This is a genomic window from Sphingobium sp. Leaf26 (genome assembly GCF_001421665.1).
In the GTDB taxonomy this organism is placed as follows: domain Bacteria; phylum Pseudomonadota; class Alphaproteobacteria; order Sphingomonadales; family Sphingomonadaceae; genus Sphingobium.
The window spans coordinates 21784-44610 of sequence record NZ_LMKV01000006.1 but is presented as its reverse complement, the minus strand read 5'-3'; the positions used below and the strand labels follow the sequence as shown (position 1 = coordinate 44610).

General features: G+C 62.7%; 15 protein-coding genes, 1 pseudogene and 1 CRISPR repeat array. Of the genes and pseudogenes, 7 read left to right on the top strand and 9 right to left on the bottom strand.

Annotated elements, in window-relative coordinates:
* The first annotated feature begins 94 nt into the window (after positions 1 to 94).
* The 3 genes and pseudogenes from cas9 (at position 95) to cas2 (ending at position 4694) form a co-directional block, all read left to right on the top strand.
* Positions 95 to 3415 (top strand): annotated as a pseudogene (gene cas9 / locus ASE85_RS07465) (type II CRISPR RNA-guided endonuclease Cas9).
* Positions 3416 to 3435: 20 nt separating this feature from the next.
* Positions 3436 to 4359, top strand: coding sequence for a type II CRISPR-associated endonuclease Cas1 (cas1, locus tag ASE85_RS07460; RefSeq protein ID WP_056686007.1), 924 nt, complete (start codon positions 3436 to 3438; stop codon positions 4357 to 4359).
* On the top strand, positions 4356 to 4694 hold the full coding sequence (gene cas2 / locus ASE85_RS07455; RefSeq protein WP_082462721.1) for a CRISPR-associated endonuclease Cas2: 339 nt from the start codon (positions 4356 to 4358) through the stop codon (positions 4692 to 4694). Before cas1 ends, cas2 begins: the two co-directional genes overlap by 4 nt.
* A 72-nt stretch (positions 4695 to 4766) precedes the next feature.
* Positions 4767 to 5264: a CRISPR direct-repeat array (repeat unit 36 nt; unit sequence ATCATAGCCGCTCAGAGATCGCGGTCCAGCGGCAAC).
* Positions 5265 to 5336: 72 nt separating this feature from the next.
* On the opposite strand, the gene ASE85_RS07450 is transcribed toward cas2, so the two are convergent.
* Positions 5337 to 5615 carry a hypothetical protein gene (locus ASE85_RS07450; RefSeq protein ID WP_056686001.1) on the bottom strand — a complete coding sequence of 93 codons (279 nt, stop codon included), beginning with the start codon at positions 5613 to 5615 and terminating at the stop codon, positions 5337 to 5339.
* Between the two features lie 52 nt (positions 5616 to 5667).
* On the opposite strand from ASE85_RS07450, the gene ASE85_RS07445 reads away from it, so the two are divergent.
* Complete coding sequence (locus ASE85_RS07445) at positions 5668 to 6840, top strand: IS701 family transposase (protein ID WP_082462720.1); 1173 nt, start codon at positions 5668 to 5670, stop codon at positions 6838 to 6840.
* A gap of 677 nt (positions 6841 to 7517) precedes the next feature.
* Here ASE85_RS07445 and ASE85_RS07440 read toward each other — a convergent pair.
* The gene (locus ASE85_RS07440) at positions 7518 to 10052 is read right to left on the bottom strand and encodes a PepSY domain-containing protein (RefSeq protein WP_056685998.1); all 2535 of its coding nucleotides are present in this window, start codon (positions 10050 to 10052) and stop codon (positions 7518 to 7520) included.
* 127 nt (positions 10053 to 10179) lie between these two features.
* Here ASE85_RS07440 and ASE85_RS07435 point away from each other — a divergent pair, with 127 nt between their 5' ends.
* A complete protein-coding gene (locus tag ASE85_RS07435) occupies positions 10180 to 12261 on the top strand; it encodes a TonB-dependent siderophore receptor (RefSeq protein WP_235523388.1) in 2082 nt (693 codons plus the stop codon).
* Between the two features lie 69 nt (positions 12262 to 12330).
* Here the strand turns inward: ASE85_RS07435 and ASE85_RS07430 are convergent, their stop codons facing one another.
* A complete protein-coding gene (locus ASE85_RS07430) occupies positions 12331 to 12660 on the bottom strand; it encodes a hypothetical protein (RefSeq protein ID WP_235523386.1) in 330 nt (109 codons plus the stop codon).
* Between the two features lie 223 nt (positions 12661 to 12883).
* Between ASE85_RS07430 and ASE85_RS07425 the strand changes: the two genes are divergently transcribed.
* Complete coding sequence (locus ASE85_RS07425) at positions 12884 to 15091, top strand: TonB-dependent siderophore receptor (RefSeq protein ID WP_235523384.1); 2208 nt, start codon at positions 12884 to 12886, stop codon at positions 15089 to 15091.
* Positions 15092 to 15164: 73 nt separating this feature from the next.
* Here ASE85_RS07425 and ASE85_RS07420 read toward each other — a convergent pair whose 3' ends face one another.
* From ASE85_RS07420 to ASE85_RS22915, 5 genes are all read right to left on the bottom strand, one after another.
* A complete protein-coding gene (locus ASE85_RS07420) occupies positions 15165 to 15659 on the bottom strand; it encodes a Csu type fimbrial protein (RefSeq protein ID WP_056685986.1) in 495 nt (164 codons plus the stop codon).
* An 11-nt stretch (positions 15660 to 15670) separates the two neighbouring features.
* Positions 15671 to 17944, bottom strand: coding sequence for a fimbria/pilus outer membrane usher protein (locus ASE85_RS07415; protein ID WP_235523383.1), 2274 nt, complete (start codon positions 17942 to 17944; stop codon positions 15671 to 15673).
* A gap of 13 nt (positions 17945 to 17957) precedes the next feature.
* Positions 17958 to 18701, bottom strand: a complete 744-nt coding sequence (locus tag ASE85_RS07410) for a fimbrial biogenesis chaperone (RefSeq protein ID WP_235523370.1) — start codon at positions 18699 to 18701, stop codon at positions 17958 to 17960.
* 27 nt (positions 18702 to 18728) lie between these two features.
* Positions 18729 to 19226: a Csu type fimbrial protein gene (locus ASE85_RS07405; protein ID WP_056685984.1), complete on the bottom strand. Its 498-nt coding sequence runs from the start codon at positions 19224 to 19226 to the stop codon at positions 18729 to 18731.
* A 154-nt stretch (positions 19227 to 19380) separates the two neighbouring features.
* Positions 19381 to 19710: a hypothetical protein gene (locus ASE85_RS22915; RefSeq protein WP_156358251.1), complete on the bottom strand. Its 330-nt coding sequence runs from the start codon at positions 19708 to 19710 to the stop codon at positions 19381 to 19383.
* A 186-nt stretch (positions 19711 to 19896) separates the two neighbouring features.
* Between ASE85_RS22915 and ASE85_RS07400 the strand changes: the two genes are divergently transcribed.
* Positions 19897 to 21252, top strand: coding sequence for a carboxylesterase/lipase family protein (locus tag ASE85_RS07400; RefSeq protein ID WP_082462718.1), 1356 nt, complete (start codon positions 19897 to 19899; stop codon positions 21250 to 21252).
* Between the two features lie 37 nt (positions 21253 to 21289).
* Here ASE85_RS07400 and ASE85_RS07395 read toward each other — a convergent pair whose 3' ends face one another.
* Complete coding sequence (locus tag ASE85_RS07395; protein ID WP_056685978.1) at positions 21290 to 22768, bottom strand: glucoamylase family protein; 1479 nt, start codon at positions 22766 to 22768, stop codon at positions 21290 to 21292.
* Between the last annotated feature and the right edge of the window lie 59 nt (positions 22769 to 22827).

The following is a 22827-nucleotide window of genomic DNA, read 5'->3' as shown; positions in this document are numbered from 1 at the left end:
CCGAACCATGACAAAATATGTTACGCCCGAATACGACTTGATCATCTGACCATAGATTTCATTGTTCCCTGACTATCGGGGGGATGATCGACTGATGGGCGAACATAAAATCTGGCGTCTGGGTGCTGATCTGGGCGCGAACTCACTGGGCTGGGCCGCGATAGAACTCGACGCCCCTGTAAACGGCAAGCCGATAGCCATCCTCGCTGCGGGTTCGCGCATTTTCAGTGATGGCCGAGATCCCAAGTCCGGCGCGTCGCTGGCCGTGGACCGGCGCGATGCGCGGGCGATGCGGCGGCGGCGGGACCGCTTCCAGCAACGGCAAAAGGCGTTGATCAAATATCTGATCGCCGACGGCCTCTTCCCCGCCGACGAAGCGGCCCGCAAGGCGATGGCCGCGATCGATCCCTATGCGGTGCGGGCACGGGCGCTGGACGAAGCGCTGACCCTGCCGGAACTGGGCCGGGCGCTGTTCCACCTCAACCAGCGGCGCGGTTTCAAATCCAACCGCAAGGCCGATCGCAAGGCGGATGACGACGCGGGGAAGATCGCAGCCGGTGTGGAAGAGCTGGGAAGGAAAATTCGGGCAGCCGAAGAGCAGGCGGGTGCAGAGCCGGGCAGTTGGACCTTCGGCAAATGGCTGCACATGCGCCGCATCGGAGCGACCGACGCCAATAATATTCCGCGCGTTCGCACCCGGCTGGACACCGAGAAAGATGAAGCGGGAAAGGAGCGTGGCTATGATTTCTATCCCGGCCGCGCGCTGATGGAGGAAGAGTTCGGCGCCATCTGGGCCGCGTAGGCGCCGCACCATCCTGATGTGCTGACCAACGACGTCCATGACCGGCTGCATGAGATCATTTTCTACCAGCGCCCCTTGAAAGCGCCGCAGATCGGCATGTGCACGCTGATCGCGGGCGATCCGCGTTTGCCCAAGGCACATCCCCTGTTTCAGCGCCGCCGCCTGCTGGAGGAACTCAACGCGCTGATGATCGTGCGAACCGGCGAAGTCGCGCAGCGGTTGACGCGGGAAGAACGGGACATTCTGTTCCTGAAGCTCAAGGACAAGGGCAAGGTGAGTTTCGCGACCCTGCGCAAGACGCTCAAGCTTGATCCCGACGCGCGATTCAACAAGGAAAGCGAGAATCGGACCGACCTGAAAGGGGATGAAGTAGCGGCGGCGATGGGCGCCAAGACCCGGTTCGGCAATCGCTGGGCCCATCTGTCGGCAGAAGAGCAATGGGAGGTCATCGCTCGGCTGGAGGAGGTCGAGAGCGATGCCGATGATGCGACATTCCGCGCATGGCTGACCGAAGCCTATGCGTTGACACCGGAACAGGCGCGCGCTGTCGCCAATGCGCCCTTGCCGCCCGGCTATGGCCGGTTCGGCGAGGTGGCGACCCGGCGGCTGGTCGACGCGCTGCGTGATGGCGAAAAGGACGGGCGCGTGCTTGTGTATAGCGAGGCGGTCATCGCAGCAGGCTTCGACCATCATAGCGATCTGCGCACCGGCGAGATTTTCGAGGATGCGCAAGGCCGCCCGCAACTTCCCTATTATGGCGTCGCATTGGAGCGGCACATCATGCCGGGGACGGGAGATCCATCCCATTCGGATGAGATGCGGGTCGGCCGCCTGACCAATCCGACCGTCCATATCGGGCTGAACCAGCTACGCCGCATCGTGAACACCCTGATCCGCGCCTATGGTCCGCCCGCCGAAATCGCGATCGAACTGGCGCGCGAACTGAAGCTGACCGACGACGACAAGAAACGGATCAATAAGGAAAATAATGACAACCGGCTAGCGGCGGAACGGCGCGGGCTGAAGCTCGAACAACTTGGCCAGCGCAACAGCGGCGCCAATCGGGCGTTGTTGAAATTATGGGAGGAGATTAATTCCGAAAACGTCCTCTCGCGTCCCTGCGTCTATTGCGGTGAAAACATCGGCATCGAAACTCTGTTTTCCAACAGCGTCAATGTCGACCATATCCTGCCCTTCGCATTGACGTTGGACGACAGCAACGGCAACAAGATCGTCTGTCACACCCGCTGCAATCAGGCGAAGCGCCGCCAATCGCCGTTTGAAGCCTGGGGCCACACGCCGCGCTGGGAAGGCATCTCCGCGCGCGCCGCGCAACTGCCCAAGAACAAGCGCTGGCGCTTCGAACCGGACGCGATGGAGAAGTTCAAGGATGAAAGCGGCTTTCAGGCGCGCCATCTGGTGGACACCCAATATCTCGCCCGGCTGTCGCGCGAATATCTGGCGACGCTCTATCCCGACAAGGGCGAAGGGACGGGCCATATCTGGGTTTCCCCCGGCCGGCTGACGGAGATGGTCCGGCGCAAACTGGGCCTCAACGACCTGCTGCCCGATCATAATTTTGGCGGCGGCGCGGATCAGGCCAAGAACCGGCTGGACCATCGCCACCATGCCATCGACGCCGTAGTCGTGGCGATCATCGATCGATCCATGCTGAATGCGATCGCCAAAGCCTCTGGTGAAGAAGGCGCGGAAGGGCGCGAACGGATCATCATTCCTGAACCCTGGGACGGCTTCCGCGATGACCTGCGCACCGCAGTCAACGCCATCACCGTCAGCCATCGCACCGACCATGGCACCGCGTCCAAGGCTGGCTTGCCCAAGGGCCAGGACGCGACCGCCGGCCGCCTGCATAATGACACCGCCTATGGTTTTACCGGAGAGACCGACGCCAAGGGCAACAGCATCGTCGTGCGCCGCGTGCCGCTGTCCAGCCTCAAGAAGCTGGCTGATCTGGATCGCATACGAGACACCGATCTGAAGGCCGCGCTCCACCAGCATCTGGACGGGCTGGAAGGCAAGGCGTTCGAAAAAGCGGTGGCGGATTTCCCCGATCGGGAATGGCATCCTTTTGGCGGCATCCGTCGCGTGCGCGTGACCGAAGCCCTGTCCGTCATTCCGATAAGCGACCGGAATGGACATATCTATAAGGGATATAAAGGCGATTCCAATTATCGGTACGATGTATGGGAATTGCCGGGCGGCAAGTGGGAGGCGGAAGTGGTTTCGACGTTCGATGCGCATCAGCCGGGCTGGATATCGAACGTTCGCAACCTTAGCCCGACCGCGCGCAAGGTCCTGAGCCTGCAACAGAATGATGTCGTGGCAGCGACCAGCCCCGAACAGGAGCGGTTGCTGCTGCGCGTCGTCAAATTCGGCCAGGATGGCAGGCTGTACCTCGCCGAACCGCAGGAAGGCGGCCCATTGAAATCCAGGGATGCGGACAAGGGCGATCCCTTTTCCTATTTCTCCTTCTTCCCTGCCAAACAGAAGGCATGGTCGTTTCGCAAAGTCCGTATCGACGAAATAGGCCGCGTCCTCGACCCCGGTTTTCCTGCCCGCACCGCCCGTCGCAAGACACGCAAGACAATCTGACCAGGGTGGGGGCGAGACGAATGGACAGAATTGTCGATATCGCCACCGATCACCGACATCTGTCCGCCTATCGCGGTTTCCTGATCGTGTCGCGGGATCGCGAGGAAATGGGTCGTGTGCCACTGGACGATGTCGCGGCCGTCATCGTTCATGCCCATGGTGTGACATGGTCGACCAGCCTGATCGTCGCTTTGGCCAAGCGCGGTGCGGTGATGCTGCTGTGCGGCAGCAATCACGCCCCCGTTGCCGTTTGCCTCCCGCTGGACGGGCATCATGCCCAGAACAGCCGCATGCGTGCGCAGTGGGAGGCAGGCAAGCCACTGTCCAAGCAATTGTGGCGCCGGATCGTCATCGCCAAGATTCGCTGGCAGGCAGCGGTGCTGGATGCCAATGGCATCTCCTCCTCCGCCTTCGACCTGCTCGCCCGGCGCGTGGGTTCGGGCGACCCCGACAATGTCGAAGCACAGGCGGCGCGGCGTTACTGGCCCCTGCTGATGGGGGATGGGTTCCGGCGCGATCGGGATGCGAACGACATCAACGCCCTCCTCAATTATGGATATACGGTGCTGCGATCGTTGTGCGCCCGTGCCGTGGTCGCGTCCGGCCTGCATCCGTCGATCGGCGTGCATCATGCCAACAGAACCAATGCCTTTGCTCTGGCCGACGACCTGATCGAACCGTTCCGACCACTGGTCGATGCGCTTGCCCTCCATCTGGTCGCACACGGAATTGATGCGGTGACGCCTGAAGCCAAGCGCGCATTTGCCGGGCTGATCGCGCTCGACCTGCCCGGCGCAGACGGCACGACCACCGTAGCGGGCGCCGCGAACCGTGCCGCGCAAAGTCTGGCGCGCGCATTCCAGACCGGACAGGCAGCGGATATCATGCTTCCTACACCCCCGTCACGGCTGGAACTGGCCGGGCTCGACTTGCTGCTACCATGAGCGCAACCCAGCTGAGTGGATACCGGCTGATGTGGATTTTCGTGATGTTCGACCTGCCCGTGACCACCAGGGAACAGGCGCGCGCGGCAACGAAATTCCGCGAATTCCTTCTGGATGAAGGCTTTGAGAAGAGCCAGTTTTCGGTCTATGCTGGCTTCTGCAACGGCAAGGAACAGTTTGAAACCTATATGAGGCGGGTCGAATCGAGCCTGCCTGATCGCGGCGACGTCCACATCCTCAGTTTCACGGACCGACAATATGAAAATATCGTGCGATTTTCAGGACAGCGCCGACGGCGGCAACGGAAAAACCCCGATCAACTCGCGCTATTCTGATGATTCTCGTGATTTTTACGCTGATGGATCAATGGATATTACTTTGTTTTTCAATGCACTATCCATTGATGCATCATAGCCGCTCAGAGATCGCGGTCCAGCGGCAACGGCCGCCGCGAGTGGAATGGCCCGACCGCCATCATAGCCGCTCAGAGATCGCGGTCCAGCGGCAACTCCTGGCGGGCGGCGTCGATCGGCCGCTCTATCATAGCCGCTCAGAGATCGCGGTCCAGCGGCAACCGCCTGCGCAGTTGGTCGAGCGCAAGGATAATCATAGCCGCTCAGAGATCGCGGTCCAGCGGCAACCAGCGCGCCGTCCACCAGACCGTCAATCGCATCATAGCCGCTCAGAGATCGCGGTCCAGCGGCAACGCCGGCGCACTGGCACCGTTGCTGCCCGCCATCATAGCCGCTCAGAGATCGCGGTCCAGCGGCAACTGACCGGGGCGCCCTTGGCTTTGCTGAATTATCATAGCCGCTCAGAGATCGCGGTCCAGCGGCAACCTGTGCGAGACATCATCGACCTTGAAGCTGATCATAGCCGCTCAGAGATCGCGGTCCAGCGGCAACCGTCGAGAGGTCCGCACAAGTGCGGGTCGTATCATAGCCCCCCATCTCGACTTTGTACGTTTTTGGTCAGGTTCAGGTCCAGAAGATGCTGTTTTCAGCGATGTGGTCGAGGGCGTGATCGAGGGGCAAGACGCATCCGCCCATATCGTCAATATCTTCCCATTTTCGCCGGTGCGACCAGTAGCCAAGCCTGACTTCGTCGCGCGTGCCGACAGGCTTGAGGCCGGCGATCGGTGCCTCGGTTTCCAGCAGATAGAGATGGTAGGCGCCTTTGTCCTCGTACCACCCCACGCCTCCACCGTTAGCGGCGTCGAACGTTTCGATGCGCAGAATGATTTCGTCGTCTTTCATGGTGCATCCATAGCTGCCATCGGGTCACAGCATATTCGAGTCACCTCGCCGCATGGCAACAGCCCAAGCGTTGCAACGTGCTTCAGTCAGGATTTTCAAGCATGGAATGCTGGACCAGAACAAGGCCGTTATCGGCGATCCCGTTCCCCAGATCCTGCGCCAATGGCTGCAGGCATGGCGTCCCTGCTTTACGGCTTCCAGTTGGGAGCATGTGCTTGTTCTGGTAATGGGCGGCCTGCTGGCCACGGGCAAGCGGACCGTTACGTCTTGCCTGCGTGTGACCGGCCGAGCCGACGACGCCAACTTTGCAACCTATCACCAGATCCTCAACCGCGCCCGCTGGAGTTCGCGTGCCGTTGCCAGGCGTTTACTGGGCATTGTGGTCGAACGGCTCGTGCCCGATGGTCCTGTAGCCATCGGTATGGACGACACCATTGAGCGGCGATGGGGCGTCGGATCGCCGCACGGGGTATATACCGCGACCCGGCCCGCTCCAGTCACGGCCATTTCGTCAAAGCCAGCGGACTGCGCTGGCTCAGCTTCATGGTGCTCACCCCGGCGTCATGGACTTGGCCTGATCAAGGCACTGCCAGTCCTGACGCTGCTTGCTCCTTCGGAACGATCGAACCGTCAACGCGGCTGTCGTCATAAATTGCTGACGGACTGGGCCCGGCAGGGCGCGCTGCAACTGTCTCGCTGGCTGCCGGGTCGGCGGATCATCTTCATTGGCGACAGCAGCTTTGCTGTCCACGAACTGGCACATGCGATCGTCCGCTGGGCCGCACGCATCAGCCGGTTGCGGCTCGACGCCAACTTGTTTGCACAGCCTGCGGGGCGAACGGCACGCGCGATGGGGCGACCGGCGCAGAAAGGGCGAGCACTACCAAAACTCAAGCCCCTGCTCGCCAACCCGGCGACACGCTGGACCAGCATTCTCGTCTCTGCCTGCTATGGCCATGTCAGCGGCAAGGCGCTCGAGACCACATCCGACATCGCCTCGTGGTACAGGCCCGACACCCCGGTCTTGCCGGTCCGCTGGGTCCTGGTTCGCGATCCTGACGGAAAGCGCGGCCCGCAGGCCTTCTTCAGTACCGACATCACCCTCGGGCCCGCCGACATCATCGCTTTATACGTCCGCCGATGGCAGATCGAGGTCACCTTCACCGAAACGCGCGCTCACCTGGGTGTCGAAACACAGCGCCAGTGGACCGACGAGATGCCATAGCCCGAACCACGCCGGCGCTGCTGGGTCTCTACACCCTCATATCGCGTCGCCTGTGCTGAGCGCCCGCCTTGGCAGGCAGTCGAAGGGGGCCTGCGATCTGCTCACCACCAGCAGCACCTCTTATGCCGCCACCTGGTATCGCAAAACCAGCCTGACATTCAGCGACGCCATCTGAGCCGTCCGGCTTCAACTGTGGGTCGGCGACATTAATCAACACTCCCCGCCGCACCGGAAATCGCAATATACTCCCACAACATGACTCATACGTATGGCTCAAGCACTATGCTTCGCTACCTAATTGTACAAAGTCGAGATAAGGACGTGATTGCAATCAACCATCGACGCTTCACGCAACCAATTTAACAGGTCCCGAGCCTGGGCACCGACGCTCCGCTGCGCTGGCGGAGTAGCAGACCGTGGCGAGCTAGCCAGGCCCTTACCCTCTCCGCCCGAACTGCATCCGATGGAGAAGAGTTCGCGTTAGACTGACAGCACCGGCCAATCATTTCCGGGGACAGGACTGGGCGCACAGCCTGCGTGTCGGCAGTCTGCTGAACCGGCGGCAGAAGGTCATGGACGCGACGGATGCGACGCCGATCGCCTGTCAGCCCGCCTATCTCGACCCTGAAAGACGCACGCTGATGCTGTCGGTCCGAAAAATCTTCTGACGACGACGGTCAGTAGACGTCCCGGCGATAACGACCATCCTCCGACAGATTTTCCAGCGTGGTTTCGCCCAATATCCGGGCCAGCCCCTCATGCACGCCCTGCGCCATGCCCTCCAGGCTGCCGCAGACCAGGATCGTCGCGCCGCGATCGACCCAGTCGCTCAGGATCGAAGCAGCATCGGGCAGCATGTCCTGCACATAGCGCCCGCAATCCTCGTCGCGGGAAAAGCAGCGGTGGAGGCGGGAGAGCGTCCCATCCGCGATCCAGGCCGACAGTTCATCGTCAAAGAAGCTTTCATGGCTCCGGGTCCGTTCCCCGAACAGCAGCCAGTGCCCCTTGTGCCCGCCATGCGCCTGCGCGCGCAAATGCGCGCGCAGGCCCGCTATGCCAGTGCCATTGCCGATCAGGATCAGCGGACGTCCGCCCTGCCCCGGATTGGTGCGGAAACCGGGATTGGGGCGCACGCGGAGCAATGTGGTCGCACCGACCGGCAGATACGCGGTCAGCCAGCCCGACCCTACGCCCAGCCGGCCATCCTGACCCCTGACCTGCCGGACCACCAGGTCCAGCGTGCCATCAGCGGCGATCGACGCCGCAGAATATTCGCGCACCGGCAGGGGCCGCAGCGCCCGCCCCGCCTCCGCCGTGATGGGCTGGTCGGAATCGGGCAACATCGCCGTTGTCAGATGATCGCGCAGCGATGCCGGCAGATCGATCAGGTCGGCATCTGCCGCTTGCGTAAACAGCAAGGCGTCCACCGCTTCGGGCGCGTTACAAGGCTGGGCCTCGACAATGTCGCCGGCTTCCCATGCGCTCTCCATATCGGTGGTCGGCTCGAATTGCAGATGGAAGGCCTTGAGCGCATCGCTCTGCGGGTTGAGCATATGGCGGGACACCAATGTCCAGGCCTTAAACGGAATGACGGTCTGGCCGCGCCGCGCCTCTGCCGCGCCCAGATCGTGCAGGGCCGCGTCCCACTGCCGTTCCGCCGCCTGATCGCCATGATCCATCGCGATCAACGGGAAGAGCGCCGTCGCGCCGGCCGTACGCAGCCAATCATCCACCCGGTGGCCGAAGGCGCAGAAATCGGAATATTCGCGATCGCCCAGCGCCAATATGCCATAGTGGAGATGGCGGAGATCCGGCCCTTCCCCGCGCAACAGCCGCGACGCGAAGCCGCGCGCCATATCCGGCGGTTCGCCCTCACCATAGGTGCTGACCACGAGCAGCAGGCGCTGGCTCTCCGCCAGCAGCGCCGGCGTCAGTTTGCCGACCGGCACTATCTGCGCCCGCACGCCCCCTTGGGCCAGTGCAAGCGCCGCATTGCGCGCGCGGATCTCGGCCGTGCCGGTCTGGCTGGCATAGGCGATCAGCAGGTCGCCCGTCCCCGACCCTGCGGGTAGTGCGATGTCAGCGTCCAGCGCCTTGGCTTCCCGCTTGCGCCGACGCCGCGATAGATAGAGGAGATAGCCGGTGATGGTGAACAAGGGCATGGTGAGGCTGGTCAGCAGCATCGCGATCCGGCCCGGCAGGCCAAAAAACGCGCCGCGATGCAGTTCATACATGCTCTGGGTGATGATGGTTCCCAGCGGTCGGCGATCATAGAGGTCGCGCTTCCTGAGCGCGATCGTCTCTGGATCGTAGCTGTAGCGGTCGGTCTGGCGCAGGTGGCGCGCGCCGGCCGGGCGGGCGTCGAAATTGATCGCCTTCATCGGCTGGGCCGGGGTTGGCCGCGCGATGCGGACCCAGACATAACTTTCGCCCGTGGCGCGGCGGAAGGCGGTCCAGGCCGGATCGATCGCCGGGCGCGGCGCTATCCCGTCTTTCTTGCCCTCACGCCGCCCTTCCTCGCCGCCGGCCTTTCCGGCCAGGGCATAGAGCACGCCCTGGCGATACCAGTCATAGCTCCACCACAGGCCGGTCAAGGCGCTCAGCAGATAGAAGAGCAGAACCCATGTGCCGATCACGACATGCAGCGCGCGCCACAGGTTGCGACCGGTCTTGCGCAGGTCCAGCACTATCCAGGCGCGCCAGTCCAGTGCCTGACGCGGCCAGCGCAGATACAGGCCGGACAAGGCGAAGAAGATCAGGGCAATCGCGCTGAACGCCGTAATCTGACGACCGATGCCGTTGCCGCCGCCGGGCAAAGCAAGCCAGCGATGCAGTTCGTCCATCAGGTGGAAGAAGCCGGCTCCCGTCGGCTCGCCGAGCCAATGCCCGGTGGCGCGATCGACCTGCCCCTGCATCCGGCCGCGCCCTTCGCTGGCGAGCAGTCGGACCGCATGGGTGCGGTCGCGCGCGGCCTCCCAATCGAGGCGGGCGACATAATAGCCGGGATGGTCGGCCTCGATCCGGGCGATCAGCCGGTCGGGTGACAGGTCCGCCGCGACCGGCACTCCCGGCACGAACAGGCGTGGGGAGAGCGCTTCGCTAATCTCGTCTTCGAAGCTCATCGTCGCGCCGGTGACACCCATGAGCGCCAGCACGACCCCGGCGGTGATGCCCAGGAACCAGTGAATTTGGAAGAAGACGCGTTTGGTCACCCGGACTCCGATGGCTGATCCGATAGGCTGATTTCGTCGCTATCGCGCATATGCAGCGCGAATGCAATTGCGACAAATTCGCAGTATCGCTATGCGCCGACTGCATAGGGCTTATTCGTGGGGGCATATGACTATCTGGATGATCGCCGCGCTGGCGGCCGGCAATACGCAGGCGCCGCTGCCGGATCAGCAACCGCAGGTCGAGCGCAGGCTGGACGAGGATATCGTCGTCACCGGCCAGCGCCCGACCTTCAGGACCGACGTGGTGCAGGTCGGCGCCTTCCGCAACCAGTCGATCCTGGACACACCGGCCAGCATCGCCGTCATTCCCAAAGCCCTGCTGGATGCGCAGGGCGCGACCGGGCTGGAGGACGCGCTGCGCAACGCGCCCGGCGTGACGCAGCAGGCCACCAGCCCGACGACCAGCAATAATTTCGTGTCGCGCGGCGTACTGATGAATGCGCGGACCAACTATCGCCTGAATGGTGCGTTGCAGATCATCAACCTCAGCCCCGTGCCGATCGAGAACAAGCAGCGCGTCGAACTGCTCAAGGGCGTGTCGGCGCTTTATTATGGCCTCGCCACGCCGTCCGGCATCGTCAATGTGGTGACGAAGCGGGCCGGCGACAGGCCGGTCGACAATGTCTATATGAACGGCGATGTCGAAGGCAGCGTCGGCGCGGGCTTCGACATCGGGCGCAGGTTCGGTGGCGACGACCAGTTCGGCCTGCGCATCAACGGCTATTCGTCGCATGTGGAAACGCCGATCGACGGGGTGAATGGCTATCGCTACCTTGCCAGTGGCGCGTTCGACTGGCAGATGTCGGAAAAATTGTCGCTGAAGCTGGATGTCGAACATTATCGCCGCGCGACCGACGAACCGGGCGGCATCTCGCTCGCGGCGTTCCAGTTGATCGACCATGTGCCGGACCCACACAGCCGCTACGCCCCCAACAATGCGCCCTATCGCACCTGGTCGACCAATATACTGGGGCGGGCCGATTATATGTTGAGTGATGCCTGGTCGATCCGGGCGGAAGCGGGGCTGGCGCAATCGCGGAGGCAACGCAGCCGGGCGGATTTCAGCTTCATCAGCGCGGCGACGGTTGAAAGCGGCGCAGGCCGGATCGCGGGCAATTACACGCCCGACCAGGAATATCGGAACGAATATGTCCGTACCGAAATTGCCGGCAAGCTGCCGACCTTCGGCATCGACCATGAACTGCTGTTCGGCGTCGCCCGCAACAGGCAGGTGCAGGAAGACCAGCATCAGCGCAGTTACACGGCGGTCGCGCAGAATTTCTACGATCCCCGCCGCATCGTCTTTGACGACCTGGCCTTCACCACGACGCGGCTGCTGCCGGGCAGCGTCAATATCGATACCGGATTCTACATGCTCGACATCGCCCATGTCGGCGACAAGATATTGCTGATCTGCGGTGTGCGGCGGGTGCTCTACGACACCAGGGAAAGCGGCGACGATTTCCGCATGAAGGCGTGGACCCCGACCGGCGGGATCGTGTTCAAGCCGACGCCCCGGTCGAGCCTTTACTTCACCTATATCGAAGGGCTGGAAAGCGCGGGTACCGCGCCCACGGGCACGACCAATGAAGGCGATATATTGCGTCCGGTGCTGAGCAAGCAGATCGAGGCTGGCGGGCGAATCCAGGTAGCGGGTGCGCTGGCGAGCATCGCCTATTTCCATATCGACCGGGGGCTGGGCTATATCGACACGACCAATAGCTATGTCGTCGACGGACGGGCTATCCATGAGGGTGTGGAGGGATCGTTGCAGGGCAATCTGACCCCGCAACTGTCGGTCGCACTGGGGGGCCAATATCTGAAAGCGACGCAGCGCGAAACCGGCGTAGCGGCACAGAATGGTAAGCGGGTCGATAATACGCCGCGCTGGTCGGCGTCGCTGTTTGCGGAATATCGGCCCGCCACCCTGCCTGATTTGGGGGTCAATGCGGGCGCCTATTATACCGGATTGCGCTATGCCGACGCGCTGAACAGCTATCGGATGCCGGCCTATACCACCTACAGCCTGGGCGCGAATTACAGGGTGAAGATGGCCGGCGACCGGGCGTTGACGCTCAGGGTCAATGGGGACAACATCACCAATAAGCGCTATTGGTCGACCGGCGGTACGATCTTCTATGTCGGACTGGCGCGGCAGGTGCGTTTTTCCGCCAGCATGGACTTTTAACGCAACCGGCGGGCGCGGGCTTTTTCAGAAGAAGGTCGCGCCCTGACCGCCTTGCCGGCGGCGCACCACTCAGGCCAGGCGATGTTTGTTCTTACGAACCGCCTTGCGGTAATGGGCCAGCGACGCATCCAGCATGGCCGGTCCCGAGGTACCCAGCCCGCCCGTCATCATCTTCCATTGCAGCGTAGCGACCGCTTCCATTTTCTCGCTAACCATCAGTTGCGCTTCGGCCAGCGCCGCCGCATTGCCGGTCATCAAACGGGGCAGCCGCATGCCGATGACCGAGCAGGCCTCCAGCCCCAGGCTCCAGCAATCAAAGGTCAGGGAAAGCGATGTCGGTTTGGGCATGTACATTAAAACCTTCTCGATGCGCCGGGTTCCGCCTGCGACGTCTGCCACGCACATAGCCTATCTGGCCCGCCGCTGGACAGGCCCGCCAGCACTCGAAGCGACATTTATTCCGGCAAGCCAGGACCGATGCCATGCCAGCCTTCCGCTTTCGCAAAAGAGATGCAAGCCGCCGGTTCGCACAATCCCATGGATAGACGAGGAAAAATCTATTTTGATAGTGACTTGCAATAGCTAAATGTCTAGAGGCACCCCGTCTACAGGGAGGTCTCCATTGAACCATATATTCAGATCCGCCGTCGGCATGACCGGGCTGGCCCTTGCCAGCCTGGCCATCGGTCCCGTCGCCATGGCCGCCGAAGAGGGCGATAGCGCCGACCGCGCCGACATCATCGTCCTCGGCAAAAGCTACGGTCAGGAAGTCGGCAAGACGATCACGCCGCTGAAAGACGTGCCCAATACGGTCACCGTCATCGACCGCGTGCAGATCGATGCGCAGAATCTCTTCACGCTGGAAGACGCGCTGACCGCAACCAACGGCATCACCGTCAACGGCGTGGGCAGCGAAGGCGCGACCTTCTATTCGCGCGGTTTCGCCATCAACAATTATCTGGTCGATGGGACACCGACGCGCGCCTATGATTCCCCCGCCGTCATCCCCGACCTGTTCTTCTACGAACGGCTGGAGGTGCTGCGTGGCCCGGCGGGCCTGTTCAGCGGATCGGGCAATCCGGCGGGCAGCATCAATCTGGTACGCAAGCGGCCGCTGGACGAGTTCAATCTCCAAGGCTCTGCCGGCTACGGCAGTTACCAGAACAAGCGCGGCGAGATCGATCTGTCCGCGCCGCTGACGCAGGGCGTCGCCGTCCGCTTCGGCGCGATGGTACAAGATCAGGACCAGTTTTACGACATCGCCCATCGCAACCGCGTCGGCGCGTTCGGCGTGGGCAAGATCGACATTGGCGACCGCACCACCTTCACCGTGGGCGGCACATGGGAGCGGTTCAAGCCTTCGATCCAGACCGGCCTGCCCGGCGTGATCGGCGGCGCGGACGGCAGCGACGGCCAGTTGCTGGACGTGCCGCGCTCCACCTATGTCGGCGCCGACTGGAACCGTTTCCGGTCGGAAAGCTGGTCGGCCTTTGCGGAGTTGACCCATCGCATCAGCGATCGCTGGACGCTGCGCGCAACCGGCCTCTACACCGAAGTCGATCGCATCGACGTCTATAGCTATATCGGCAGCGCGCCGGTGACGGAGACGAACGGGGTAACGTCGCACATCGCCTATCGCGGCGATAACACGTACAGTACGCGGTCCTTCGATTTCAATGGCGTGGGCAACTTCCCGCTGTTCGGGCGCGACCAGACCCTGATCCTGGGCATGGACTATCAAGCCAGTTCCGCCCGCACCTATTTTACCCGCCTCAGCCGCTATGCGCAGATCGACGTCTATAATCCGGTGTCGCCGGCTGAGCCGCCGCTCGACCCCTATGGTCCGTTGCCGGCCTATAGCGGCCCCTATGGCGACGTCACCCAAGTCTATGGCGCGAGCGATACACAAGTCGAGCAATATGGCATGTACGGCCAGATGCGGATCAGCCCGGTCGAGGGGCTGTCGCTGGTCGGCGGCGGTCGCATGACCTGGTGGTCGACGGATTCGCAGACATTGCTGCCCAACAGGCTGGCGCCGACCGGATACAGCATGGATGCCCAGTTCACGCCCTATGGCGGCATCGTATGGGACGTGACGTCCAGCCTGAATATCTATGGCAGCTATGCCGACAGCTTCACGCCGCAGACATCGACGCTGCCGCGGGTCGATGGCGGGCAGATCGAGCCGTTGATCGGCGATCAATATGAAGCCGGCACCAAACTGTCCCTGTTCCAGGACAAGTTGCTGCTGTCCCTGGCCGCGTACCAGATCACCCAGTCGAACCGGCTGTTCAGCGACCCGGACCTGCCCGATGTGGTGCTTCAGATCGGCAAGGTGCGATCGCGCGGGATCGAGTTCGACGCGGGCGGGGAAATCACGCCGGGCTGGCGGATCAATGGTGGCTACAGCTACAACAAGAACAAATATCTGCGTGACAGCAACGCCTTGTACGAAGGGATTTCGGTCGTGCCGGTGATCCCCAGACATTCGGCGAAGGTCTTCACCAATTATGCGCCGACCGGCGGCCTGCTGGACGGGTTCAGCATCGGCGGTGGCCTGACCTGGCTGAGTTCCACCTTCGGCGGCAATGCGGCAGTCTGGAATGCGGACGGGACATTGCGGACGCGATCGACCATCGTGCGGCAGGGCGCCTATGTGATCGCGGACCTGCGCGCCGGTTATAAGGTGAACGAGCGGCTGTCGCTGTCGGTCAATGTCAACAACCTGTTCGATCGCAGCTACTATGCGCGCATATCCTCGACCGGGCGCGGCAATTTCTATGGCAGCCCGCGCACCATGTTCGCGACGCTGCGCTTCGCCTATCCCTGATCGGCAGCGACTTGCCGCCCCGCTACGCTGACGGCGGCGGGGCGGCAAGCGTCCAATTCCATCTTACAGTCTGTCAGAATATGATCGTGACCAGGATCGTATCGCTATAACCACCGGGCGCCACATTCTGGCCTGCCGGTACCCGGCCATAGACGGTCGTGGTCTGGTCGACCCCCAGCAAGGCTGTGAAATTTTTGGTCACGGACAGCGATCCGCCGGTCCCGTCGCCCCAGATCTGGTTGCGCGCATTGCTGGTGTAGAGATTATAATGCAGCGTCGACGCGCCGCTGGTCATGCTCCGCTGGGCATAGGTGGCGGACGATCCCCGGCTCAACTGAATCGTGTAGCTTCCGGCCAGGGCCAGCACCAGGCTGCAACGCACGCGGACCGTGCCCGAACTGTCGTTGTCCGCGACACTGATCGGATTGTAAGTGCCGAAATCGACACCGGTGGCCGATACGGTGCAGGTGCAGAGCGCCAATATGTCGCAGGCCGCCTGCGCCGGGGCAGGCATGGCGACCGCCGAGAGCGGCAGCACGATCATGCCGAGATAGAAGCGCAAGCCCATCCTGTCCCTCCTCACCGCACGCACCGCAACGGCCCGATTGTGGGTAACACCTGATCGGGCAGGACGTCGAGCCTGACATCACAGGCACCGCCAGCCGCATCCACGGTCAGGACCATGCCGGCATGGATATTTTGCAGGAAGACCTCCCCCCCATTACCGACGAAGGATAGTTCTTCGCCGGCCGACACGCCGCTTCCAGCTTCCACCGGCTTGCCGTCCGGCATGACGACGATGATCGTGCCGGGCCGTTCCCTGATCGCCACGAAATGGGCGCTGACAGCGCCGCGATAGCGCGGTACGACCAGCAACTGATCCTGCGGCATGCGCACGTCGATCGGTATGTCCGCCGCAGAAATGCTGAGGCGATTGACCTCATAGGGGCGCAGGTCCGGGATGATCGCGGTCCCCCGCGCATTGGTGCGGCCGACGAGGCGGTTTTCCTGATAGACGCGCACATCCGCCTGATCGGGTACGCGCACGACCGCGAAGCCGCTTTCCATCTGCCGTGTCGGGAAGAGCGCGCCGTCCGCCATCAACAATCCGCCCCGACCGGTGACGCGCATGCCGGTCTGTCCGCCGGCATGGTCGATCTGGGCGGTCATCTCCCCCACATCGCCGCGCCATTGCGCTTCCGCCTGCTGCCGCCCGTTATTGCCGGTGGAATTGGCGAGGCGATAGCCCCAACCGCCGCTGACCGGCGGCGTGCTGCGCACCTCTGCACGAGTGCCATCCGTTCCCGCCTGAAGATATACGCTGCTGCGCGGACCGAAGGGGACGGTCAGATTGAAGCCCAGGCTGGTGTCTCGACCCGTTTCCGAAAAACGGCTGTGGATCGCATAGAGGCTGACGAAGGCCCGGTCGCGCACCGACAGGCTGTAATTGCCGGACAGCACCTGCGCTTTCTGTCCGTCCGCATAGGTCAGGCTGGTATAGGAGACGCCGGCCGTACCCATCCGGCCGAAGGTCAGGCCACCGGCCGCCTGTATCTGTTCGATGATGCGTTCGGAGTCGCGCTCCACGCCGATTTCCCGATAGGCACGGCTGGCCCGCTGATAGCTGAGCGCGACATTCCAGGTCGGGGCATTGCGGTTGAAAGCGGCCCGATAAAGCAACCCCTGCCCTTCCTTCCCGTTGGAGCCGGCAGCCGCCAGGCCGAATTCGCCCAGCGGCACCATCACCATGGTGATGCCCCCGCCCGCCATTTGGGTGTCGCTGCTCGCTTCCGCGCGACTTTCGACCGTGATCCAGTCGGTCAGACCCCGGCGATAGGTGCCGGCGACGAAGGGGGCCGCATAGCGAAAGCTGCGCAGGCCATAGTCGCGGCGCTCCGCTCCCGCTTCGGCCGACCAGGCGGAAAGACCCGCGCGCAGCAAGCGGCTGCTGACATAATAAGAGGATTTGATCCGCCGCTCGACGCCCAGAGGATCGCGGACCACCAGCGTCACCTCCCCCGCGCCGGTGACGAGCGGCACCTGATTGATCGAAAACGGCCCCTGATCGACATCGGTCTGGAACCGTTGCGTGCCGTTGACCAGCAGTTCGACATTGGATGGCACGGCCGCGCTGCCCGCCAGCGAGGGCGTGGGAAAGGTCAGCAGGCTGGGCTGTAGGGCGAACTCCGTGCCGATGCGTATGCCGCCGAAACGGACCTGTCGCGACCAGTCGCGAGCATCGGTCACGCTGTCGCCGACCACCAGCCGCGTCAGGCTCACCGGGTCGTCGCGCATATAATAGCTGTCCAGCCGCGTCGCCCGACCATAGACGGTGCCATTGCCCAGCAACATGCTGTTCGACACGACACCCCAGTCATCCGACATGCCTGTTTCGACAAAGGCGCCGACCTGCGCCTTGTCAGCATATTCGAACGACAGATTATAGTTGAAAAAGGCCGCGAAGGCGCTGTCCGTCGGCTGCGGCAAGGTCGGCGCCGCAGACACCCGGTTGGCGAGGAAAGCGGCGGACGGCACGGTGAGTTTGAGCGCCTGTTGCAGTTCGTTGAACACCGCCGTCACGCCGCCGATCGCCGACAGCGGCACGAACCATTCGTCATCCAGCAGGGTTGGGTCGATCGGGGGCAATCGGAGGCGCCAGGCCGTCAGATCGTCGACCCGCACGAAAAATCCATCGCCGCGCCGGGCGACAAGATAGGTGTCGGGCTGGGGCTGGCCATTGATGCTGACCGATACCAGCAGCATCGCCGGCGCCGGGTCCAAAACGGCGGGCATGCCAGCGGGTGCAGGCTCCTTGGACCGGGCAATGCCGCCCGCGCCAAGGATGCCAGTCAACAGCAGGGCTGCCCTAATGATCCCCGACGCCATGGGATCCCGTCTGACTGACGAGATTGACGGAAAGCCGCTGCGTATCGCTGGTGGCGTCGAGCGTCAGTTTCTCCCCCGCCCGGACCATGGCGGAGGTGTCGAGCAGGAGGTTTCGGGTCGCGCCCGGCAGGATATAGATGGATTCCTGCCGCGTCGTCAGGGCCGATCCATCCGCCCGCCGGATGTCGATCCGGTTGAGATGGATATGCGCGCCGCCGCTATTGCGCACGGTGACGGCGACCTGCCTGTCACCTGCGCCAGACAGTTGCCAGTCGAGCAAGGGCTGGGCACCGGGCGCTGGCACGAAAATGGGGATGCTGACACGCAGCAGGGTACGCACCTCTCCGGGCGCCAGTGGACGCTCGGTCGGAATTTCCTCCAGGAAGATGCGATAGCTTTTCTCGGTCGTGCCGGCCGTGGTGCGCAAACCGAACCGGGCGATCTGCTGTGCGCCGGCCGCGACCTCGAACAGGGGCGGATTGGCCAGGATATCGCGCGTATCTTCGAACAGGTCGCGGCCATCATCCTGCCGCCAGGCCACGACACGCACCTGCATGCGGGCCAGCGCATCGCTGCTATTTTCGATCGTCATCGTCTGGACCGGCGTCTTGCCGTCCAGTTGAATCAGCACCGGATAGATTTTCAGCGTCGTGGCATGCGCCGTAACCGGCACCGCCAGGGCCATCAGCGCCGCGATCGCGCCGTTCAGGAAAAAACGTCGCACGCCAAAACTCCCCGAATAGCCGTCGCGTCAATAGACGACGTTGACGGTGATCGTGTCGCTATAGGCGCCGATCGGCACATTCTGGCCGGCGGTGATGCGGCCATAGACGGTCAATGTGGTCGCCCCCACCGGTGCCGTCGCGGCGACGGTGTCGGTGCCGGCACTATTGCCCCAGTTGGTGGTACGACCGGTTTCCTGATACAGTGCATAGTTGAGCAGATTGGCCCCGTTCGCCATCTTGCGCGTGGTGACGGTCGCACCGGATGCCGTGCCCTGGGTCAGACCCACCGTATAGGATGTACCCACCGTGCAAAGCACCGACAGGGTTGAAGTCGCATCGTTGGGCGCGGAGGCTGTCGGATCATAATTGCCGAACGCGAGTGGCGTGGCCGATACGATGCACGCCTTGATGACGGTGGCGGTCACCGGGAAGGTCGTAGTGGCGGTAGCGGCCTGGGCATTGCTACCGGTCGCGATCATCAGCGGAGCGGCCATGAGCGCTGCAACTAGTCGGGAACCGAACATCTTACTCTCCGAGCTGAGCATGTTTTGCTGCGGAAAGTATCGCCCCAGATCGTTAACGGAGTCTTACTTTTCGTTTTAGACTTTAGTCGAATCGTCCATTACGGATTCAAACGCGAAATATTATGATACATCTACCCGAAATTTACATGCAATTTCAGAATTCATACTCTACGAATGAAGCATGAAATTTGGACATAGCGCCGGTACTAGCTGAATCCGCTACAATAATCTGAGCCATGACATCCGATTTCGTCTTACGAATATTCATATTACAGAGATTTTTACTGCCAGAACTCGAAACCAGACATGGTTTCACGACTATAGCGCCCACAATCATGTCCGATTTTGCAGGAGCCTGCGCCCATGCGGCAGCCGCCGGCAGGGTGAGTGACAGGCAGCACATTGCCTGCATAAAGCGAAACGACACGATCATATCCCCGCAGTGGCGAAACGCATGATCGGATGACAACGCCCCGCTGGCCATCCAACCACTCCTTGGCAAATATTATCGCAGCGCCCTGCCGTTGAAAAGTCGATTAATCGTTAAGCGGTGCGACCATCCTGTGCGCCGGCCCACTTGCCGCAGCCTGGCGTGCATGACCCTGCCGAAGCTGTTACATGGATGAAAATATGCCATTTCCGAAGGCAGACATCAGGAGTTGGGTGCGTCATGAGACAGGTTTGGTGCGTCATTTCGGCACTGGCGATGGTGGCGCCTTCCCATGCCCCGGCGCAAACATCTGCACCGGTCGTGCGGACCGAGGCTGGCCGGGTGCGTGGCGCGATCGACGCGGACGGGGTGCATTGGAAAGGCATCGCCTTCGCCGCCTCGCCCACAGGCTCGCTCCGCTGGCACCCGCCACAGCCTGCGCCACGCTGGACCGGCATCCGCGACACCACGGCCTATCGCAACGATTGCATGCAGGCGCCTTTCCCCAGCGACGCTGCCCCATTGGGGACCGCACCGGCGGAGGATTGCCTCTATCTCAATATCTGGAAGCCGGCCAAGGCGCACGGCAAGCTGCCCGTGATGGTTTGGGTTTACGGCGGCGGCTTCGTCAATGGCGGATCGTCCCCGCCCACCTATAGCGGCGCAAAGCTGGCGAGGCAGGGCGTGCTGGTGGTGAGCTTCAACTATCGGCTGGGCCGCTTCGGCACCTTCCGTCATCCGGCGTTAGGCACGGATCAGGTGGTCAATTATGGCCTGATGGACCAGATTGCCGCCTTGCAATGGGTGCGCCGCAATGTCGCTGCCTTCGGTGGCGACCCGGCGCAGGTCACGCTGGTCGGTGAAAGCGCAGGCGGACGGTCGGTGCATGCGCTGCTGACGTCGCCGCTGTCGCAGGGCCTGTTCCAGCGCGCCGTCATCATGTCCGGCAGCGACGGGCTGTCCGGCCCCCTATCGACGCCTGCCGATGCCCAGGAACTGGCCGTCGCTTTCGGGCGGAGCCGGGGGATCAAGCCGGAGGCGCCCGATGCGGCGGAGCAGTTGCGTGCCCTGACGGCGGCGCAGGTGACGGGCGATCTCAACCTTGCCCATATGGGCACGCCGGAAAAGCCCGCCTTCTTCAGCCCTGTCATCGACGGCAGGAGCGCGGTCGAAGCGGCCGACGCCTATCGCGCGGGCCGGTTCAGGCCGATGCCGGTCATGATCGGCGCAACCAGTGCGGATATCGGCGGCCCGGACGGGCGGATGATCGCGGGCGCGCGCAATCTGGCGTCCCTGTTCGCGGCGAAGGGCCAGCCGGTCTATGCCTATCGCTTCTCCTACGTGGCGACCGCGATCGGCGGGACGCAGGCCTATCATGCCACGGACATCCCCTTCTTCTTCGATACGCAGGCGATCAAATATGGGCCGCAGACCAGCCCGCGCGACAATCAGATGGGCCGGACGATCAGCGCCTATCTGGTCAATTTCGTCAAGACGGGCGACCCCAATGGCCGGGGGCTGACCGACTGGCCGCGCCACGACAAGGGGCAGCGACTGATGGATTTCACGCTGGATGGAACAGCAGCGGTCGACTGAGCGGGCGTCGTCATTGCTCCATGTCCGCCAGCAAGCTCTATTGCCCTAGCCATCCCCCGGTGAAGCCGGCCCGTTGCAGGCCGCGCCTGACGTGCGGATTCTTCTTCATCGTGTTCCACACCAGGCCCGACCGATAATTTTCGATCATCGCCACGATCGGTCCCTGGTCGATGCCCAGATAATCCTTGTCGACCCAGCCGACGCCCAAGCGAAACTCGCCATGGCGGAAAGGTTGGGACGGGCGACGGATGATCGTCGGGTTGAAACTGTCGAGGAAACCATATTTGTCGTAAAGCTGCTCGCCATAGCGGAAATACATGGCCTGGATGGTCGGCTCGACGATTTCCGGCGCGAAGGGCAGCGAGCCAAGCAGCGCCGTCGGCGCCAACGTGCCGTCATCGCGTTCGCCCGGTCCCCGCGCGGAATAGCTGTAGAATTCCCTTTCCCTGCCAGCCAGCGTCATCTTGAAATCGCCCGGCCCGTCGCAAGCGGTCAGCCCCCAGCAGTCCGCGCCATAGCCGGCCCAACCGCCCGGATTTTCCATCGCATAGTTGCGCTGGGCATAGGTGGCCCGGCGGCTATTCTCGAAATAGTCGATGCCCTTGCCGGCCATGTAGCGATCGCGGATGTCGCGGAAATCGACCCAGACATGGCTATATTGATGGCCGAACATCGGCGCAAAATGCAGATGCGGATCGCCCCAACGCGACGACCAACTGGTTTCGAACTGCGTACTCCAGACGTTCCATGTGTCGTCGCGCAGCGGGAAAGTGGGTGAACCCATCCCCAATATATAGAGGATCATGCCTTCATTATAGATTTCCCAGTCGGAGCGGATGAAGCCGCTTTCGGGATGCCAGCCCATCGACACGAACGGCGCACGCGGGGTGATCCAGGTCCACTCGACCGCGCGATACAGCCTCTCCGCCAGCTCGCGGATCTTCACTTCATCAGGATGGAGCGGATCGTCGAACCAGCTCTGCGCGAACAGCACGCCCGCCATCAGCAGCGCCGTGTCGATCGTGGACAGTTCCGAGAGGGCGAAACGATAGCCCTTGGTCGAGCCGAGGAAATGATAGAAGAAGCCGTGATTGCCGCTGACCTGGGTGCGCTTGTCGCCCATCGGCGCAGCGACCAGGAATTGCAGCGTCGTCAACGTCCGCTGCCGCGCCTCATCCCGCGTGATCCAACCATGGGTCACGCCGATCGGATAAGCGGTCAGCGCAAAGCCGACGGCGGCGATCGACACGAAGGACGGCGTGGGCCAGCGATCGGGCGCCATGCCGGTCTTTGCGTCGGTGACTTCCCAGAAATAGCGAAAGGCCAGTTTCTGGATGTCGTCGATCAGCGGGCTGACTTCCACATCCAGCGCGGGCCGATGATCCAGCTTGGTCCAGCCATCCACCGCGATCGGTCCGGTGGATAGCGGCACTTCCGGTTTGCGCGTGGCGCAACCTGACAGCAGCCCGGCAAGGCCCATTCCCGCCGTGCCAACGAACGTCCGTCTGTCCAGCAATAGTCTACTCCAGTTGCAATACCGCAACGGGCCGGATCGTGCAGCACCGGTCCGCTGCG

What these genes read in the sequence shown, in the direction of transcription:
- ASE85_RS07400 (WP_082462718.1), top strand. Translation starts at nt 19,897, where the DNA reads ATGAGACAGGTTTGGTGCGTCATTTCGGCACTGGCGATGGTGGCGCCT.
- ASE85_RS07445 (WP_082462720.1), top strand. Translation starts at nt 5,668, where the DNA reads ATGGCAACAGCCCAAGCGTTGCAACGTGCTTCAGTCAGGATTTTCAAG.
- ASE85_RS07420 (WP_056685986.1), bottom strand. Translation starts at nt 15,659, where the DNA reads ATGGGCTTGCGCTTCTATCTCGGCATGATCGTGCTGCCGCTCTCGGCG.
- ASE85_RS22915 (WP_156358251.1), bottom strand. Translation starts at nt 19,710, where the DNA reads ATGGCCAGCGGGGCGTTGTCATCCGATCATGCGTTTCGCCACTGCGGG.
- ASE85_RS07435 (WP_235523388.1), top strand. Translation starts at nt 10,180, where the DNA reads ATGACTATCTGGATGATCGCCGCGCTGGCGGCCGGCAATACGCAGGCG.
- ASE85_RS07450 (WP_056686001.1), bottom strand. Translation starts at nt 5,615, where the DNA reads ATGAAAGACGACGAAATCATTCTGCGCATCGAAACGTTCGACGCCGCT.
- cas1 (WP_056686007.1), top strand. Translation starts at nt 3,436, where the DNA reads ATGGACAGAATTGTCGATATCGCCACCGATCACCGACATCTGTCCGCC.
- cas2 (WP_082462721.1), top strand. Translation starts at nt 4,356, where the DNA reads ATGAGCGCAACCCAGCTGAGTGGATACCGGCTGATGTGGATTTTCGTG.
- ASE85_RS07405 (WP_056685984.1), bottom strand. Translation starts at nt 19,226, where the DNA reads ATGTTCGGTTCCCGACTAGTTGCAGCGCTCATGGCCGCTCCGCTGATG.